Raw genomic sequence first — 17,076 nt, forward strand, 5'->3', positions numbered from 1 at the left:
AAATGAGCAAGGCTAAGACTAGTGAGTTTGATTTGGAGCAGTTTGTCATATCATCACTTAAAAAGCTTGGGTGGTGCTATGAAAAGCCAGCAAGAGCTACCGATGAAGTCTTACTAGAAACTAGCCTTATAAATGCACTTTGTAGGCTAAATCCACAGCTTAATTTATCAAAGGCTAATGAGATTTATAAAGAGCTAAAAAGCAAAAATCATCTTAGCCTTTTAGATAGCAATGAAAACTTTCATTATAAGCTTGTAAATGGGGTAAATATAAGCACTACAAAAGATGGCGAAAGCAGAGCTGATATCATAAATCTAATTGATTTTGATAATGTAAGCAACAATGAATTTATAGTAATAAACCAGCTAAGTATCACAGAAGCTAAAGAAAACAAAATCCCAGATGTAGTGCTATATATAAACGGAATTCCACTTGTTTTAATGGAGCTAAAAAGCCCAAGCGATGAAAATGCCACGATAAACTCAGCCTATAATCAAATAAACACTTATAAACAAGCAATCCCAAGCATTTTTACTTACAATGCTTTTTGTGTGATAAGTGATGGGTATTTTGCTAGGGCGGGGAGTATTTCGGCTGATTTTTCAAGGTTTATGGCGTGGAAAAGTAGCGATGGGATAAACTATGCTCCAAACAAGTCTTTAGAAATTAAAACCCTAATAGATGGTATGCTAAATCCAAAAACCTTGCTAGATATAATTTGCAATTTCATAGTTTTTGAAAAAGAGCAGATAAAGGACATAAACGATATTTTGAGTATAAAAACTACCAAAAAAATCGCAGCCTATCATCAATACTACGCAGTAAATAAAGCTATTGCTAGAACAATCACAGCAAGTAGCAAAGACGGAAATAAAAAAGGTGGCGTGGTATGGCATACGCAAGGTAGTGGGAAGTCTTTGTCTATAGTGTTTTATAGTGCTAAAGCGATAAAGGCTTTAAATAATCCTACGATTTTGCTTATCACAGATAGAAATGACCTAGATGATCAGCTTTTTGGTACTTTTGCAAGTTGTGCAAATCTTTTAAGACAAGAGCCAAAACAAGCAAATGATAAAGAGCATTTAAAAGAGCTTTTAAAGGTAGTTAGTGGTGGAGTGGTATTTACTACTATTCAAAAATTTAGTCCAGAAAATGATAATGTATTTGAGTGCTTATCACTTAGAAATAATATCATCGTAATTGCAGATGAAGCACACAGAACCCAATACGGCTTTGATGCAAAAGTAGTAGAAGAAAAGTCAAAAAGTGGTGATGTGTTAGGGCAAAAGATAGTCTATGGTTTTGCAAAATATCTACGTGATGCTTTGCCAAATGCTACTTATATAGGATTTACAGGAACGCCAATTGAAAGCCATGATATAAATACCCCTGCAGTTTTTGGAAACTACATAGATATATATGATATATCAAGAGCTGTTGAGGATGGTGCTACTGTGAGCATATACTATGAAAGCAGACTTGCTAAAATAGAGCTAAGCGAAGAAGGAAAAAGGCTTATAGATGAACTAGATGAAAGACTTGAAAACCAAGAAAACGAAAAAGCAAAAGCTACCAAGCTAGAAGCAGTAGTAGGTAGCACAAGCAGACTAAAACAAATCGCTAAAGATATAGTAGAACACTTTGAGGCAAGGTCTAGTAAGCTCGGCGGAAAAGGTATGATAGTAAGCATAAGCCGAAGTGTAGCTATAAAGCTATATGATGAAATCATAAAAATAAGACCAAGCTGGCATAGCGATGAGCTAAATAGCGGAGCTATAAAAGTAGTGATGACTTCAAGCTCTAGCGATGGAGTGGAGTTTAGCAAACATCATACAAGCAAGGCTCAAAAGCAGTTTTTGGCAAATCGTATGAGAGATATAAACGATGAGCTAAAGCTAGTTATCGTGGTGGATATGTGGCTAACTGGCTTTGATGTGCCATCACTTCATACTCTTTATATAGATAAGCCTATGAAAGGGCATAATCTAATGCAAGCCATAGCTAGGGTAAATAGGGTTTATAAGGATAAACCTAGTGGGCTTGTAGTGGATTATCTTGGGATTGCAAGTGATTTAAAAAAGGCTTTATCATTTTATAGCGAAAGTGGTGGCAAGGGCGATATAGTCACTACTCAAGAAGACGCTGTAAAAGTGATGATAGAAAAGCTTGAAATCGTAGAGCAAATGTTACCAAATGATTATGAAATATATTTTGAGCTTGATACAGGGGCTAAACTTGAATATATACTTGATGTAGAAGAGCATATATTATCAAATGAAGATGGTAAAGATAGGTTTATGAGAGAATTTACAGCACTTGATAAAGCCTACACAATAGCTATTCCGCACAAAAAAGCTTTAGGTATAAAAGATAAAATTGCCTTTATGTATACAATAAAAGCTAGATTTTTAAAGTTTACTAGAGCAAATGAGAGTAAAAATACAATTAATCAAACAATCATAAAACAAGTGGTAGATAAGGCTATCATATCATCTAATGTAGTGGATATTTTTGATGCTAGCGGGATAAAAAAACCTGACATATCTATACTTTCTGATGAGTTTTTACTAGAAGTAAAAAATATGAAGCGTAAAAACTTAGCCTTTGAAATGCTAAAAAAGATACTAAATGATGAGATAAAATCAAGGCAAAAGCTAAGCCTAACAAGGACTAAAAAATTAGCGCAAATGCTAAATGAGACTATCAAAAAATATAATAACAAATTAATCTCATCAAGCAAGGCGTTAGATGAGCTAATAAATATGAGTAAAAACATAGCAAGTATGGATGATGAGGCTAAAAGACTAGGACTAAAAGACTATGAATACGCCTTTTACTCAGCACTTGCTTGTAATGATGAGTATGAAAAGATTTTAGGAAATGAAAAATTATTAGCACTTGTTAGCGAAATACTACAAATCATTAAAAACAATGCGAGTATAGATTGGATGATAAAAGAAAATGTAAGAGCAAGATTAAGAGTAGGCGTAAAAAAGGTACTCAAAAAATACGGCTATCCACCTGATATGCAACAACTCGCAATCGATGGAGTTTTAGCTCAAGCTGAGATTTTAAATCAAGAATTAGCTAGCGAACATTAAATAATACTAAAAATATGAAAATTTATATTACTACTTTTATATCTACATATATAAAAGTAGTAAAAACAAAATTATATAAGCTATTCTATCTTATAAACGCACCTTGAGTATAGTATCTTACTTTATTTTCCCTATTGCAATAAAAACCTAGCTTTATTATAATTTCAAAAACCACAAAGGAGAGAAAATGGACTCAAAAATCTTTTTAGAAAATGGTCGTGTTAAAAGTAAAGGTTATGCCATGCTTAGCAAGGATTCTAAATTTACACCTTTTGAATTCACACGCCATAAAGTAGGCAAAAACGACATCTTAATCGCTATCAAATACGCAGGAATTTGCCATAGCGACATACACACTGCAAGAAGCGAATGGGGCGAAGCAACCTATCCTTGCGTACCTGGCCATGAGATAGCAGGAGAAGTCATCGCAGTGGGTGAAAATGTGAGTAAATTTAAAGTAGGTGATTTTGCTGGGGTTGGGTGCATGGTAAACTCATGCGGAGAGTGCGAAGCATGCAAAAAATCTCAAGAGCAATTTTGCGAAAATGGTAAAACCATCTACACTTATAACTGCAAAGATGTATTTCATGATAATGAAAACACCTATGGAGGCTACTCAAACAACATCGTAGTAAGTGAAAAATTTGCTATCAATGTGCCAAAAAATGCACCACTTGAAAAGATAGCACCTTTACTTTGTGCGGGTATTACTACCTATTCACCGCTTAAATTTTCAAATATCAAAGAAGGCTCAAGTGTAGCCGTAGCAGGTTTTGGTGGGCTTGGTATGATGGCAGTAAAATATGCTGTAAAAATGGGGGCAAAAGTAAGTGTTTTTGCAAGAAATGAGAACAAAAAAGCACAAGCTCTAGCTATGGGTGTGAGTAATTTTTATACTAGTACAGATAAAAGTACAGTAAAAGAAAGATTTAACCTCATCATCTCCACCATACCAACCCCTTATGATCCACTAGCTTATATGGATTTATTAAAATTTGGTGGCGAGATGGCTATAGTAGGATTACCTCCACATGAAGTAAGCCCTAGCATTAACATCATTCATTTTGTACATAAAGCAGGTAAAAAAGTATATGGCTCGCTTATTGGGGGCATTAAAGAAACTCAAGAAATGCTTGATTTTTCTTTAGAACATGGAATTTATCCTGAAATTGAACTCATCAAACCAAGCGAGATTGACAAAGCTTATGAAAACCTCACTTCAGGAAAAGCCAAATTCCGCTATGTAATCGATATGAGTGAGCAGGATTAATACTCATCAAAAATCACATCACTAGTGTCAAAACCTCTTTGCTTGGCTATTTCAAGCAAAGAGTTTATTTGCTCTTTTGCTAAAATCTCTCTTGATAAAATCCAAAGATATTTTTTATCAGGACTACCTACGATAGAAACTTGATAATTTGTATCAATGTAAACAATCTCATAATTTGGCTTGTTAAAAACATTCATAAAAATACTAAATTTAACCGCTAAAGATCTTGGTGATTTTACCCTAGCTTTGCCATTTGCTTGAGAGATTTCTCCATTTTCTTTAGTGCATATATTTTTGACTTTGATTATAGGTGTAGAGCCTTCATACTCTAGCTCATATTCTGCCTTAGCACTTTTACAAGTTTTTTGAAAAAATGCAGGTTTTCTAGCCATTTCTAACCATGTACCCATGTATTTTTCTAAATTTATACCATCTAATAATTCTATCATTTTTCTTCCTTTTGATTTGCCTCGCCCCAATCACACATCGCTTGTAAAATAGGAATTAAACTTTGACCTTTTTTAGCAAGGCAGTATTCTACTTTTGGAGGGATTTGTGGGTATTCTTTACGCGTGATTAAATCATCATTTTCAAGCTCTCTTAAAGTATGTGTTAAAGTCTTAAAAGAAATATTGCCAAGATATCTTTTAAGTTCATTATATCTTACTACTTCATAACGAAATAAACAATATAAAACACTCATCTTATACTTTCCCGAAATCAAAGATAAAGTATAATTAAATCCGCATTCCGTAAAATCGCACTTTTCTTCCATATACTTTCCTTTTATATAGCATCATGCTTTTTTATATTATAATCCAAAATCATTTTTTATCAAAATGAAAACAAATTAAAAATGGTTTCGATGTATTTCATCACAAATCTTATCATTGCTGCTATTGTTGATGGGGCATGCGGGGCTGCGCTTCATTTATGGAAAAAGAAAAAAGAAAAAGATAGTAGTGAAAAATAATATGTGAAGCAAAATGCTTCACATATATCTATACTAATTGTCTATCATTTTTATGATATTTTAAAATACCCTCTGCACAACGATAAGCCAAAGCTCCAACTGTATCAGTAGGATTATATCCGCTATTGTGCTGAAAATTTCCTGCACCCACAACAAAAAGATTATCCATATCCCAATGTTGCAAATAAGTATTAACAACACTTGTTCGAGGATCAGCACCCATAGTAGTTCCACCCGTATTATGTGTAGATTGATAAGGCACAATACTATAATCTTTTAAATAAGTTCCTTTTTTAATTGATCTCACTCCTTGCATTTTTTTAGCTACTTCAGCTGTTTTATCTGTTATAAATTTATGCAAAGCACGATCTTGATCTGTAAAATTATAAGTAAGTCTTACAAGTGGCGTTCCAAAAGCATCTTTATAGGTTGGATCTAAACTCAAATAGTTACTTTTATGTGGTAAAGATGCGCCTTGCCCTCCCACTGTAATGGCTCTTGTAAAATTATAGTTTAAAGCTTTTTTAAATTCAGCTCCCCAACTTGGAGTTCCTTTTGGCAGAGGAGCTGATTGGATAGGGCGATTTCCAAGTTGCACACTATAAATCATAGCTCCGTGTAAAAACTTCTCTTTTGAGTGATCAAAATTATCCCCATTATAATCATCGCAAGTTGTACCCAAAGCACCTGAGCCCATATATGTATTAAATTGCTCATCAAAAAACGCTGTTGTTCCCATATTGATTTGATAACAATAGTTTTTACCTAAAGTACCTTTGCCTGTATTTGGATCGTATTGCTCACCTATACCACTTACCATTAAAAGCTTAGCATTGTTAAACATATAGCTTGTAAGCACTACAATATCTGCTGGCTGAATATACTCTTTCATAGTTCTAGTATCTACAAACCTAACTCCTGTAGCTTTGCCATCTTTTTTTAGTATTTCTATAACATTACTATGAGTTCTTATAGTATATTTTCCTGTACTCATGGCTTTAGGTATGACAGTATTAATAGGACTAGCCTTAGCACCATACTCACAACCAAAACGCTCACAATAAGCACAATATTGACATGGGGCTAGATCTTGACCATCTGGATTAGTATAACCGCCTTTTGAATTAGCCGCAGGTAATCTAAATGGATGTAATTTCACTTCTTTTGCAGCTTTTTCGAAGCGTTTAAGCATTTTAGTATTTTCTAAAGGTTCTTGCGGATAAGGACTTGATCTAAACAAACCCATTTTTTCAGCAAGTGGGTTTTCTTCTCCACAAATTCCACAGGTTTTTTCAAACTTATCATAATAAGGTTCCATATCTTTATAGGTTAAACCCCAATCTTGCAAGGTATAATCATCACCTAATTTATTACCATATCTTTCAAAACTTTTTGTTTTAATCTCAAAATCATAAGGTAAAAATCTAAAGGTCCAACCATTCCAATGTACCCCTGCACCACCAACATTACTTCCAAGTAAAAAAGATCCCATTTTTCTATATGGTAAGGCTAAACCATTGACATTATGGCGAAAAGTTACTGTATCTTTTGAGCAATCTTGCATTAAACCATAGTTAATACCATATCTCCACTCATCGTGAATCATTGCAAAATTTTCCGTAGTTTGCATCATACCACGCTCTAAGCTCAAGACAGTCAATCCAGCTTTGGTAAGTTCTGCTGCAACTATACCACCTGTCCAACCAGCTCCTACTGTTACCACATCTACTTTTTTTAATACTTCTACCATAATTTATCCCTCCATATCAGCTAAACTCATAGGCTCTATGTCAAAAAACTCATCACTTGCAATTTTGTCAATATAACTCATTTGAGCACCAGGATATTGCATCATTCTCCATCCATTTTTATTGTCATTGCCACCATAAATTGGATCAGACAAAACTCCAGCTATTGTCATATCCCTTAAAAGAGTAAAAAATTCAGAAGATTTAAATCCTATGAAATCGATTTTATTTTTTTCCAAATCAACTAAAATTTTATCTTGCTCAACTCCTTTTAAAGATGAAAAAGTTTTTTTATAACGCTTTTGAGATATTATTTCCAAAGCTTTAACACCCTCTAAAAAAATCTCATTACGCTTCATTGGGGTTTGATAACCTTGCTCAGCAATTCCTTCTATAAATGGTCCTTGTAAGTATTCTCTATCATTATAACCATAAGCTGAAGCTAATTGATTATCAATAAAATAAGGTACGCCTAAACCTATAGCACCATCACCTTGCTCATCTTTTGGATAAATTCTCTCACATGCTGCACTTAGATTATCAAAATCAGTCTGCACTTGAAAAAACATTTTTCCTCTTATTTTATTTGAACCTCCTTGTGTTTTCTTGTGCGCATGAGTTAATTCTGCAGCATGCAATATAGCTCCACCACTCATAGTGCTAGCAGCAACCACGCCGCCACCTAAAAGACTTAATTTAAAAAAATTTCTACGATCAATGACATTATCTTGCATATCTTCCTCCTTTTTATTGACAATATCAAATCATATCAATTCTATTCCTTGATTTTTTAATATAGTCTTAAATAAAAAAAATAATACTATTTTTGTATTATTTTAAAAAAATCAATCATAAAAAGTAACATATTTGTTTTAAACTTTCTTATAATATAGTATCTTACATAAACTTCGGCATTGAAATATAGTTATAGTTAAATTATAATTTTAAAAAACATAAAAAGGAAAAATATGCAAAAAGTATTATTATTAAATGGTGCAAAAGAATTTGGACACTCCAAAGGAAGACTAAACACAAGCTTGCATGAGCTTGCACTTAAGACTTTACAAGAACTTGGTTTACAAACCCAACAAACACACATAGATCAAGGCTATAACACAAACGATGAGGTAGAAAAAATTCTAAATGCTGATGTTTTGATTTGGCAAATACCTGGTTGGTGGATGGGAGAGCCTTGGATAGTGAAAAAATACATTGACGATGTTTTCACAGCAGGACATGGAGTATTTTATAAAAACGATGGTAGAAGTCATAATGAACCTACTAAGAATTATGGCACAGGTGGGCTTTTAAAAAATAAAAAATACATGCTTTCGCTAACTTGGAATGCTCCAATGCAAGCTTTTGATGATGAGAATGAATTCTTTAATGGAGCCGGAGTTGATGGAGTGTATTTACACTTTCACAAAGCACATGAGTTTTTAGGAATGAGTGCTTTGCCTACTTTCATAGCAAATGATGTAATCAAAAATCCTCAAGTACAAGAATATTTCACAAATTATAAAGCGCACTTAGAAAAAATTTTTAAAGCTTAGAAATTTGGGATTTGATGCTAGAAATCATTGATTTTTTAGCCTCAAATTCACTTTTTAAATTCAAAATAATCTGTCTTTTAGTCTCAATAAAATCAACAAAACTTTGCATATAATTTTTATAAATTTTTAAAACTACAGGCTTATTTAAAAGCAAATCTTCAAATTCATATACATTAAGCTCGGTTAATACTCTTTGATGTACTTCACTTGCTTTAGGATGATACAAGCTAAACTCAGTGCTATCAAGCTCGTAAAATTCTTTACTTGCATTCATTTTAGTACTAAAAAATCCCAAAGTAAGTTTAGTAGCACTTTCATAATTTGCCAAAGCCTTTAGATTAAGCTTTTCTAAAAATAAATCAAGTTCAAGTTGGCTTTTAAACAATAATTGTTTAAAATCTTTTAAAAAAAGTTCTTCACTAGCACTAGCAAAGCTTCTAAAACTAGCAAATTCTTTTTCACTTTCTAAGGCATTTTCTTTTTGTAAATTTGAAAATTGAGCCTTAAAAAGCAAAATTTGCTCTTCTAAATGAGTAAAAAATAAGGAAAAATCATCTTTAATTTGACTAAATTCTAAAGCGATTTCATTTTTTAATCTTTTAAATTCCTTATTCATTGCTTCAGAGTTATAAAACATAGCCAAAAATGCATCATCACTTGAAAGATATGGTGCTTTATAAGCAACTTTTTCATAAAGATTTTTCTTAAATAAACCCTTAGCTTCTTTATAATAACTACTATCTTTTTCTTTGATAAATTTTAAAATTTCTTGAGCAATTTTTTCTCCAACAAGTTTTAATTTATCTAAACAATTATGATTTAAAATTTTGATTTTTTGCTCTAGTTTGCTTGCTTTGAAAGTTTGCAAAACAGTATTAAATTTAAGCTCTAATTGCTCTAGCGCATTTTGAAACAAATCATATTGATTTGACAAAAGTTCACATAAATTACTAAGTTTTTCTTTAATAAAATCTTTTTTAATGCACTCATAATCAAGTTTTTTTAAATACTCATAAAGTAAAGGTAAATTTGACTTTTGCAAATCAAATTTTGCCTCTTTGCATGAAATTGCGATGATTTTTTCAAAATACTTATCAAAAACTAAATGTGCATAATTTAAAACATTTTCTAGCTCATCTTGACTTAACTTATCTTTTTGATTAAGTACACAAATTCCACCACGCTCTAAAAGCTTAGTATTTGCCTTTATGGCTTCTTCTTCACTTTTTTTGCCTGCATTATCAATCAAACTAAGCCAAATAGCACTATGCATAAAAGAAAGCTCTTTAAAAGTAGTTAGCGTATCGGTGGTGTTTGCATTTAAACCCGGGGTATCTATAAGTGTGATATCTTTTAAAAGCTCAATAGGTGCAAAAAGGTGCAGACTTTTAGTTTCTTTTAGCTCATTTCTTTGATCACTAAATTTAGAAAGTTCGTCTATATCAACAATCTCATCACTGCCATCTTCATATTCAACTCTTAAAAAATACCCCTTAGCATAGCGTAAAAAAGTGGGCTTAAAAGTCACTGGCACCACGCCTGTTGGCAGGCATTCTTTTTGTAAAATTAAATTTAAAAGCGTAGATTTACCACTAGAAAATTGCCCTATAATAGCCACATTAATGGCTCTTTTATAGCTAGCTATAATCATTTCAAGATCTTTTAAAAAGACATCATTTAAATGCAAACTCGGTTCTAAAAATGCATTTTTGATTGCTAAAATTTTTCCTTCAAAACTATCATCAAAACTTTTACAATAAGCATTTTCATAAGCTTTTAAAAAATCATTAATCAAATCATTTTGCATTTAAAAGCTCCGTTTTTAAAGTCTTTAAACTTTGTAATTTTGTATTATTTTTTTCTAAAAGTTCTTTGGAGTTTTGCTCGTTTTGTTCTATTTGTAAAATCAAGTCTTTTAAGTCTTTGATTTGCTCTTCTTGTTCTTTTTCGTATAAATTTAAACTAAGCTCTAAATTAGTAAAAAATTCTTGATTATTTTTTAAATCTAGAGCGATTTTTTCTATATTGAATGTTTGTAATTTTTCTAAAATTTGATTTTCTAAAGAGCTTTCTAGCTTATAAATATCTTGCGTGGATTCTAAATTTTTTAAAAGCTCCGCTTTTAATGCCATAAAAAGATCATTGGTAAAAATGCTTTCTATTTTTGTTTCAACCTTACTTTTAAAATCATCACAATTTTGCTCTAAAATAGCTTTTAAAAAATCATATTTCACACTTAGTGTGGTTTTAAGCTCATTAACCTTATACTCACTTTGCTGTTTTAACTCTCTTAAAAGATCAAAAATTCCATCTTTTAAAGTCGTATCAATGATAATATTTAGTCTTTGAGTGTTGTTTTTGATTTTATTATTTTGATTATATTTTAACTCATCTATAAGTTTTTCTTTTAATTTTTTAGCTAGTAAATGCAAAAGTGTTAAAATTTCTTGAGTATTTTCATCTTTTGTGTTAAAAATAGCACTTAGTTCTGCTTTTACTTGCATTAATTTTTCTTTTTTTGCTTTAAAATCGTTGATAATAGTTTGATTTTGCTTATCAAGCTCAAAGCTTTCATAATTTAGCATTTTATTAGAAAATTTAATTTTTTCTTCTATTTTTTCTAAATGTAATAATAATTCTTTTTTATAAGCACTTAGAGCAATTTTGTTTTTATCATATAAGCTTTTAGCTATAAGTTCTTCTAGTGTTAAAATATTACTTTGTTCTAAATTCCCACCTTTTTTTTGATAAAAATCATTAGCTAATTTTGAAGAAATACACACAAAATCTAAATTATTTAATAATTCTTGGCTAAGCTGCTTTTGTGCTAAATTTTCTTTGAGTCTATTTTTAGTATAGCTAATTACTTCTTGCAAGTCTTTTTGACTAAGCAAGTCAGCCTTAGTAAGCACAATTAAAAGCTTACTTACCCTTGAAGTTAACAAACATTCTATAATAAAATCACAATCTTTTTGACTAAGACTTTGAGAAGCATTCATAAGGTGGATTAAAAAGTCAGCCTTGCTTATATACGCTTTTGTTAAAAGTTCTCTTTGGATAATAACATCATCAAGTCCTGGAGTATCAACCATACAAACATTATCTTTTAAAAAATCAAGCGATGAAAAAAGTTCTATTTTTTTAATAAGTGCTGAGATTTTGTTTTTTGCACTAGTGTAATTTTTTAATTCTTCAATTTTTATTTCTATATTTTTATTTTCTTTTTCAAGATATTCATTTAGATTAAAATTTTGCTCTAATTGTTTTATAAGTTCTTGCATGTCTTGATTATCTTTAGAGCTTTTTAAAATATCTTGCCATTCTTCATCACTCCAAAAATATATCTTAGCTTTTTGATCTTTGCCGTATTTTAAAACACTCAAATTTGCAGTTTCAGGCACATTAGATACACCTAAAAAATCTTTTTTTAAAAGCGCATTTAGCATGCTTGATTTACCTGCATTTACCACACCCGTTACCGCGATAGAAAAATCAATATTACTAAATTTAACCAAAGCTTCTTGTAAGAGTTTTTGAGCTTTTTCATCCTCGCAAAGCTCTTGTAAGTTTTGATTAATGAGATCTAGTGTTTGATGTGAGTTTTTAACTTCTTGCTTGTAATCTTTTTGAATAACTTTTTGCCTAGATACAAAAGCACATATTAAAGTATTATTGGTGATTTTTTGAAGTTTTTCCAAAGCTTTTAAAAGCTCGTTTTTGTCTAAAATTCCCAAATTTAAAGCATTAATAAAACAAACCTGTGCATACTGTATACCATAAAGATCTAAGCGTAAATTTAAACTTTTCATCAAATTTTTAAATTCATTTAAAGCGCTAAATCTTTCATAATTATCAAGATTAGTACTTAAAAGAATTGCTGCTTTTTGAGCATCAATTAAACTTTCATCAAAAAGTGTATTTGTATCAAGATAAACACTATGATTTTGCCAAATTTGTTTTAGTAAGGTTTTAAGTGCCCCCTTTTCTTGGGGGCTAAGATTATTTGTTTCTTTGAGCGACAAGCTGTCTTCTCATATAAGCGATTTTGCTTTGTAAAGGTAGTTCTTTTGGACAATTATCTTCACATGCAAGCAAAGACATACATCCAAACACACCATCATCATCGCCCACTAATTCATAAAAATCTTCTATAGTTCTGTGATCATGTGGATCTTGTAAATATCTAGCTGTTCTTAAAAGTCCAGTAGCTGCAATAAAGTCAGGTCTCATTAACTTAGTCGCACAAGAAGCAACACAAATTCCACACTCTATACAACGATCAAGTTCAAAAGTCTCATCAGCAACTTCTGGCTCAATACGCTCTTCAAGTTTAGAAATATCTGTTTCTTTTTCATTATGCACCCAACTTTCAACGCGTTTGCACATACCATCAAACCACTCACCTGTATTAACACTTAAATCTTTTATGTGTCTAAATGCAGGTAAAGGCATAAGCTCTATAACACCATCTGGATAGTCTTTTGTCAATGTTTTACAAGCAAGTTTTGGCTTACCATTGATCATCATAGCACAGCTTCCACAAATCCCTGCTCTACATACAAAGTCAAAACTCAAATCCGCATCCATTTTTTCTCTGATTTGAGTTAAGCACACAAAAATCGTCATAAATGGAGTTTCTTCAAGCTCATAAGTAACAAAATGAGGCTTAGAAATTTTACTTAATGGATTATATTTAAATGCTCTTATTGTTAATTTTCTACTCATAATCAACTCCTATTCTTTGATTTGGTGCTTTAAATTTAGCTTGTAATTCATAAGGCATTAAAGCATGTTGAATTTCATATCTACCTTTGCCTTCTGCTTCCATTTTTTCACGGATCGCATCAACTTCAGCTTGGCGTTTTTCACTTAATGGGTTTTCAATGATATTTCCTTTAGCACCATAACCTCTAAATGCAGGTGGAATTTCCATTTTCATAATGTCAAGATCTTCATACTCAACTCTAGGCATACTTTCACCTTCTACCCAGTAAGTATTTGTTCTTTTCATCCAATTTAAGTCATCTCTTTTTGGATAATCTTCTCTATAATGAGCCCCACGGCTTTCTGTTCTTAAAAGCGCACCATAAGCAACACATAAAGCAATTTTTAGCATTCTTGGAACCCTGTAAGCTTCTTCAAGCTCTGGATTTGCACATTTTAATTCTTTATCATGCACTTTTAGATCAAGTGATTTATGATATAACTCTTCAAGTTCTTTAACCGCTTCTTCAAGACCTTGACCTGTTCTAAAGATAGCTACTTTTTCCCACATAATGTCTTTCATTCTGTTTTTGATTTCAAATACATCATGTTTTCCTTCTTTACTTACAAGAGATTTTAAATAATCATACTCTTTAGAAAGGAAAGATTTAACGATGTTTGTATCAATTTCTGAACCATTTTCTTTACAATATTGTGCAAAATAATCCCCTACGATCATACCTGCAACAACAGTTTCTGAACATGAATTTCCACCCAAGCGGTTAAATCCGTGCATGTCCCAACAAGCTGCCTCACCACATGCAAAAAGACCATTTAGCCATTGACTTTCACCGGTTGGTTTTGTTCTAATACCACCCATTGAGTAATGTTGCATAGGTAAAACTGGCGCCCAGCCTTTTGGACCCTCATCAGCAGGATCAATACCATTAAATGTTTTACAAATATCTTGAACATCACGAAGATTTTTTTCAACATGAGCACGACCAAGGATAGAAATATCAAGCCATAAATGATCTCCATAAGGGCTTTTTACCCCTTTTCCTTTTCTAATATGTTCCATCATTCTACGACTTACAACATCCCTACTTGCAAGTTCTTTTTTCTCAGGCTCATAATCAGGCATGAAGCGGTAACCATCAACATCTCTTAAGATACCACCATCACCTCTACAACCTTCAGTTAGTAAGATACCACTTGGCACGATTGGAGTTGGATGAAATTGCACTGCTTCCATATTTGAAAGTCTGCAAAGTCCAGTTTCAAGCGCAATAGCAGCTCCTGTACCTTCACAAATAACAGCATTTGTAGTTTGTTTATAAATTCTACCATAACCACCTGTTGCAATCATAGTTCCTCTAGCAACATAAGCAATTAATTCTCCATTAGTTAAATCTCTAGCAATAGCTCCTAGACATTTTTTACCATCATGAATTAATCTTACTGCTTCCATTCTATCAATGATTTTAACTTGATGTTTAATCGCTTCATTTGCCACACCATATAACATACAATGCCCTGTTGCATCAGCGATATAACATGTTCTCCATTTTTTAGTACCACCAAAGTCTCTTGCATTTATAAGACCATGTGCTTCTTCTTTTTCTTCGATAGTAGTTTTTTGAGCGTTTATAACAACAGTTCTAGGTCCTTTTGTAACTCTAGTCCAAGGCACACCCCAAGCAGCAAGCTCACGAACCGCTTTTGGAGCAGTTTGTGCAAACATTCTAGCTACTTCTTGATCACAGCCCCAATCAGATCCTTTTACTGTGTCAGCAAAATGCACATCTTCATTATCACCTTCGCCTTTTACACTATTTCCTAAACTTGCTTGCATACCACCTTGTACAGCAGCTGAGTGAGATCTTTTAACCGGACAAATACTTAATAAAGTTACACTCTGACCACTTTTTGCAACTTCAATAGCAGCTCTTAAACCTGCAAGACCACCACCAATAACTAAAGCATCACTATATTGTATGTTCATATTTAGCTCCATCATAAGTTTTTACTATTTGCGCTACAGAGTTGTTTTGGTAATTATTAAGACCTATTTTTGCAAAAGCAGCTAAGCTTAATACACCTAAAACTAAGAAGAAAATACTAATAAACCATTTTGCTTTTTTAAGTTTTTTACGACTTTCTTTTGCATCTTTACCTTCAAACCAACCCCATTTTACACATAATCTATATAAACCAATACTTCCATGCAACTCAACACAGATTAATAAGGCAATATAAAATAACCACATAAAATGACTTACCACTCTATCGCCTGACATATCAGCACTGATTTTATCTGCATTAGTTATAACAAAAATCAAATGCGCTGAACCTAGGAAAAACATTACAAAACCAGTTGCAGCTTGAACCCACCATAAAGAAGAATCACCATGATTCATATATTTTAAGTGTGTTCTACAAAGTTGATATTGTCTAAAATTGATAGGAAATTTTCTCATTGCAAGACCTGCATGCACAAAGAAAATCACTAAAACACAGGCGGCTAAAAAAGAAGTGATGTAGCTCATCATAGGGCTATCAATGATAAATTTTAGTTCCAAAAAGTGAACTACTGAATCAAAAAAATCATCACTAACCAAAATGGTAGAAACGAAAAACATATGTGCCCACATAAACAAGCCTAAAATCAAGCCTGTTGCACTTTGAATATAGTCAAGTTTTGCTGGCATTTTGCTTTTTTTGCCATCAACACTCTTGCCTAAAAAACCTTCAATGAGTTGGCTCATATTTACTCCTTTAAAAAGTTGATAATTTATAATATCGGAGCAATTATAGAACTTTTATTCTTAAAAAAAATAAAAATTTATAAATTTTTTTTAATATTTCTTAAATAAAAAGATAAAATTAGTCCTAATAAAAACATTATAATACTTAAAATTTGACCCATACTCATACCAAAAACAACAAAGCCTATACCAAAGTCAGGCTCTCTATAAAACTCACAAACAAAACGCGCTAAAGCATAAAAAATTGTATAATAAGCAATAAGCTCTCCATTGTATTTTTTATATTTTTTTATCAATAATAAAATGATAAAAACTATAAAACCTTCTAAAAATGCTTCATAAAGTTGCGAAGGATGACGCAATACCCCATCTACATAAATACCCCAAGGTACATCCGTAGCTCTACCAAATAGCTCTTGATTTAAAAAATTTCCAATACGCCCAAAAATATAACCACATGGCACACTAATAGCAACCAAATCTAAATATTTCCATAAATTTTGTTTATTTTTTTTACAAAAAGCATAAGTTGCTATTAAAAATCCTATAACAGCACCATGGTAACTCATACCTCTAATTCCTACAAATTCTCCATTATAAAAAGGATTAAAAATTTGCCAAGGATGCGTAAGATACCATAAAGTATTTGCATCATAAATTAAAATATAACCCAATCTTGCACCTAAAATTACACCAATTTCAACCCATATAAAATAACTATCAAGCATAGCTTTTGAAATTCCCATATTGTCTTTAATAGCATAGTATTTTGCAACCATTAAAGCAACAAGTAAGGCTAATACATACATAATACCATACCAATGCACTTTTAAACCAAAAATTTCAAAAGCCACTACATCAAAATTTGCATAAATATTTTGCCAAAATTCCATAAAAAAGCCTTTATAATAAAACACATAATATAGCAAAAAATTGTATAATTATAAAAATAACAAGGA

Annotated in this window: 13 protein-coding genes; 3 read left to right on the forward strand and 10 right to left on the reverse strand. The window is 31.8% G+C overall.

The genetic code is table 11. From position 1 onward, the window contains the following. Positions 1 to 2: 2 nt before the first annotated feature. Both L8W57_RS04505 and L8W57_RS04510 read left to right on the forward strand, forming a co-directional pair. A complete protein-coding gene (locus tag L8W57_RS04505; RefSeq protein WP_263662093.1) occupies positions 3 to 3,101 on the forward strand; it encodes a type I restriction endonuclease subunit R in 3,099 nt (1,032 codons plus the stop codon). Positions 3,102 to 3,288: 187 nt separating this feature from the next. Beyond that, positions 3,289 to 4,371: an NAD(P)-dependent alcohol dehydrogenase gene (locus L8W57_RS04510; protein WP_263662094.1), complete on the forward strand. Its 1,083-nt coding sequence runs from the start codon at positions 3,289 to 3,291 to the stop codon at positions 4,369 to 4,371. Here L8W57_RS04510 and L8W57_RS04515 read toward each other — a convergent pair. From L8W57_RS04515 to L8W57_RS04530, 4 genes are all read right to left on the reverse strand, one after another. Further along, positions 4,368 to 4,820, reverse strand: coding sequence for a lipocalin family protein (locus L8W57_RS04515; RefSeq protein ID WP_220566275.1), 453 nt, complete (start codon positions 4,818 to 4,820; stop codon positions 4,368 to 4,370). The genes L8W57_RS04510 and L8W57_RS04515 overlap by 4 nt on opposite strands. Beyond that, positions 4,817 to 5,146 carry a MarR family transcription factor RrpA gene (gene rrpA / locus L8W57_RS04520; protein WP_263662095.1) on the reverse strand — a complete coding sequence of 110 codons (330 nt, stop codon included), beginning with the start codon at positions 5,144 to 5,146 and terminating at the stop codon, positions 4,817 to 4,819. Before rrpA ends, L8W57_RS04515 begins: the two co-directional genes overlap by 4 nt. 226 nt (positions 5,147 to 5,372) lie before the next feature. Continuing rightward, entirely contained in the window at positions 5,373 to 7,094 is a 1,722-nt protein-coding gene (locus L8W57_RS04525; protein WP_263662096.1) for a GMC family oxidoreductase, read from the reverse strand. A 3-nt stretch (positions 7,095 to 7,097) separates the two neighbouring features. Next, entirely contained in the window at positions 7,098 to 7,826 is a 729-nt protein-coding gene (locus tag L8W57_RS04530; protein WP_133319432.1) for a gluconate 2-dehydrogenase subunit 3 family protein, read from the reverse strand. Positions 7,827 to 8,060: 234 nt separating this feature from the next. On the opposite strand from L8W57_RS04530, the gene L8W57_RS04535 reads away from it, so the two are divergent. Further along, the gene (locus L8W57_RS04535) at positions 8,061 to 8,645 is read left to right on the forward strand and encodes an NAD(P)H-dependent oxidoreductase (protein ID WP_263662097.1); all 585 of its coding nucleotides are present in this window, start codon (positions 8,061 to 8,063) and stop codon (positions 8,643 to 8,645) included. Here L8W57_RS04535 and L8W57_RS04540 read toward each other — a convergent pair. The 6 genes from L8W57_RS04540 to lgt all read right to left on the reverse strand — a co-directional run bounded on the left by L8W57_RS04540 (position 8,635) and on the right by lgt (position 17,010). Continuing rightward, on the reverse strand, positions 8,635 to 10,452 hold the full coding sequence (locus L8W57_RS04540; RefSeq protein WP_263662098.1) for a dynamin family protein: 1,818 nt from the start codon (positions 10,450 to 10,452) through the stop codon (positions 8,635 to 8,637). The genes L8W57_RS04535 and L8W57_RS04540 overlap by 11 nt on opposite strands. Then, positions 10,442 to 12,667: a dynamin family protein gene (locus L8W57_RS04545; RefSeq protein ID WP_263662099.1), complete on the reverse strand. Its 2,226-nt coding sequence runs from the start codon at positions 12,665 to 12,667 to the stop codon at positions 10,442 to 10,444. Before L8W57_RS04545 ends, L8W57_RS04540 begins: the two co-directional genes overlap by 11 nt. Further along, positions 12,645 to 13,370, reverse strand: coding sequence for a fumarate reductase iron-sulfur subunit (locus tag L8W57_RS04550; protein ID WP_012661078.1), 726 nt, complete (start codon positions 13,368 to 13,370; stop codon positions 12,645 to 12,647). Before L8W57_RS04550 ends, L8W57_RS04545 begins: the two co-directional genes overlap by 23 nt. Then, positions 13,363 to 15,354, reverse strand: a complete 1,992-nt coding sequence (locus tag L8W57_RS04555; protein WP_220566271.1) for a fumarate reductase flavoprotein subunit — start codon at positions 15,352 to 15,354, stop codon at positions 13,363 to 13,365. The genes L8W57_RS04550 and L8W57_RS04555 overlap by 8 nt, the downstream gene beginning before the upstream one ends. Then, positions 15,338 to 16,117, reverse strand: a complete 780-nt coding sequence (locus L8W57_RS04560; protein ID WP_070255907.1) for a fumarate reductase cytochrome b subunit — start codon at positions 16,115 to 16,117, stop codon at positions 15,338 to 15,340. Before L8W57_RS04560 ends, L8W57_RS04555 begins: the two co-directional genes overlap by 17 nt. 77 nt (positions 16,118 to 16,194) lie before the next feature. Next, complete coding sequence (gene lgt / locus L8W57_RS04565) at positions 16,195 to 17,010, reverse strand: prolipoprotein diacylglyceryl transferase (RefSeq protein ID WP_220566270.1); 816 nt, start codon at positions 17,008 to 17,010, stop codon at positions 16,195 to 16,197. Positions 17,011 to 17,076 lie beyond the last annotated feature (66 nt).

The organism is Campylobacter sp. IFREMER_LSEM_CL1890, from assembly GCF_025772045.1.
GTDB classification, from domain to species: domain Bacteria; phylum Campylobacterota; class Campylobacteria; order Campylobacterales; family Campylobacteraceae; genus Campylobacter_D; species Campylobacter_D lari_D.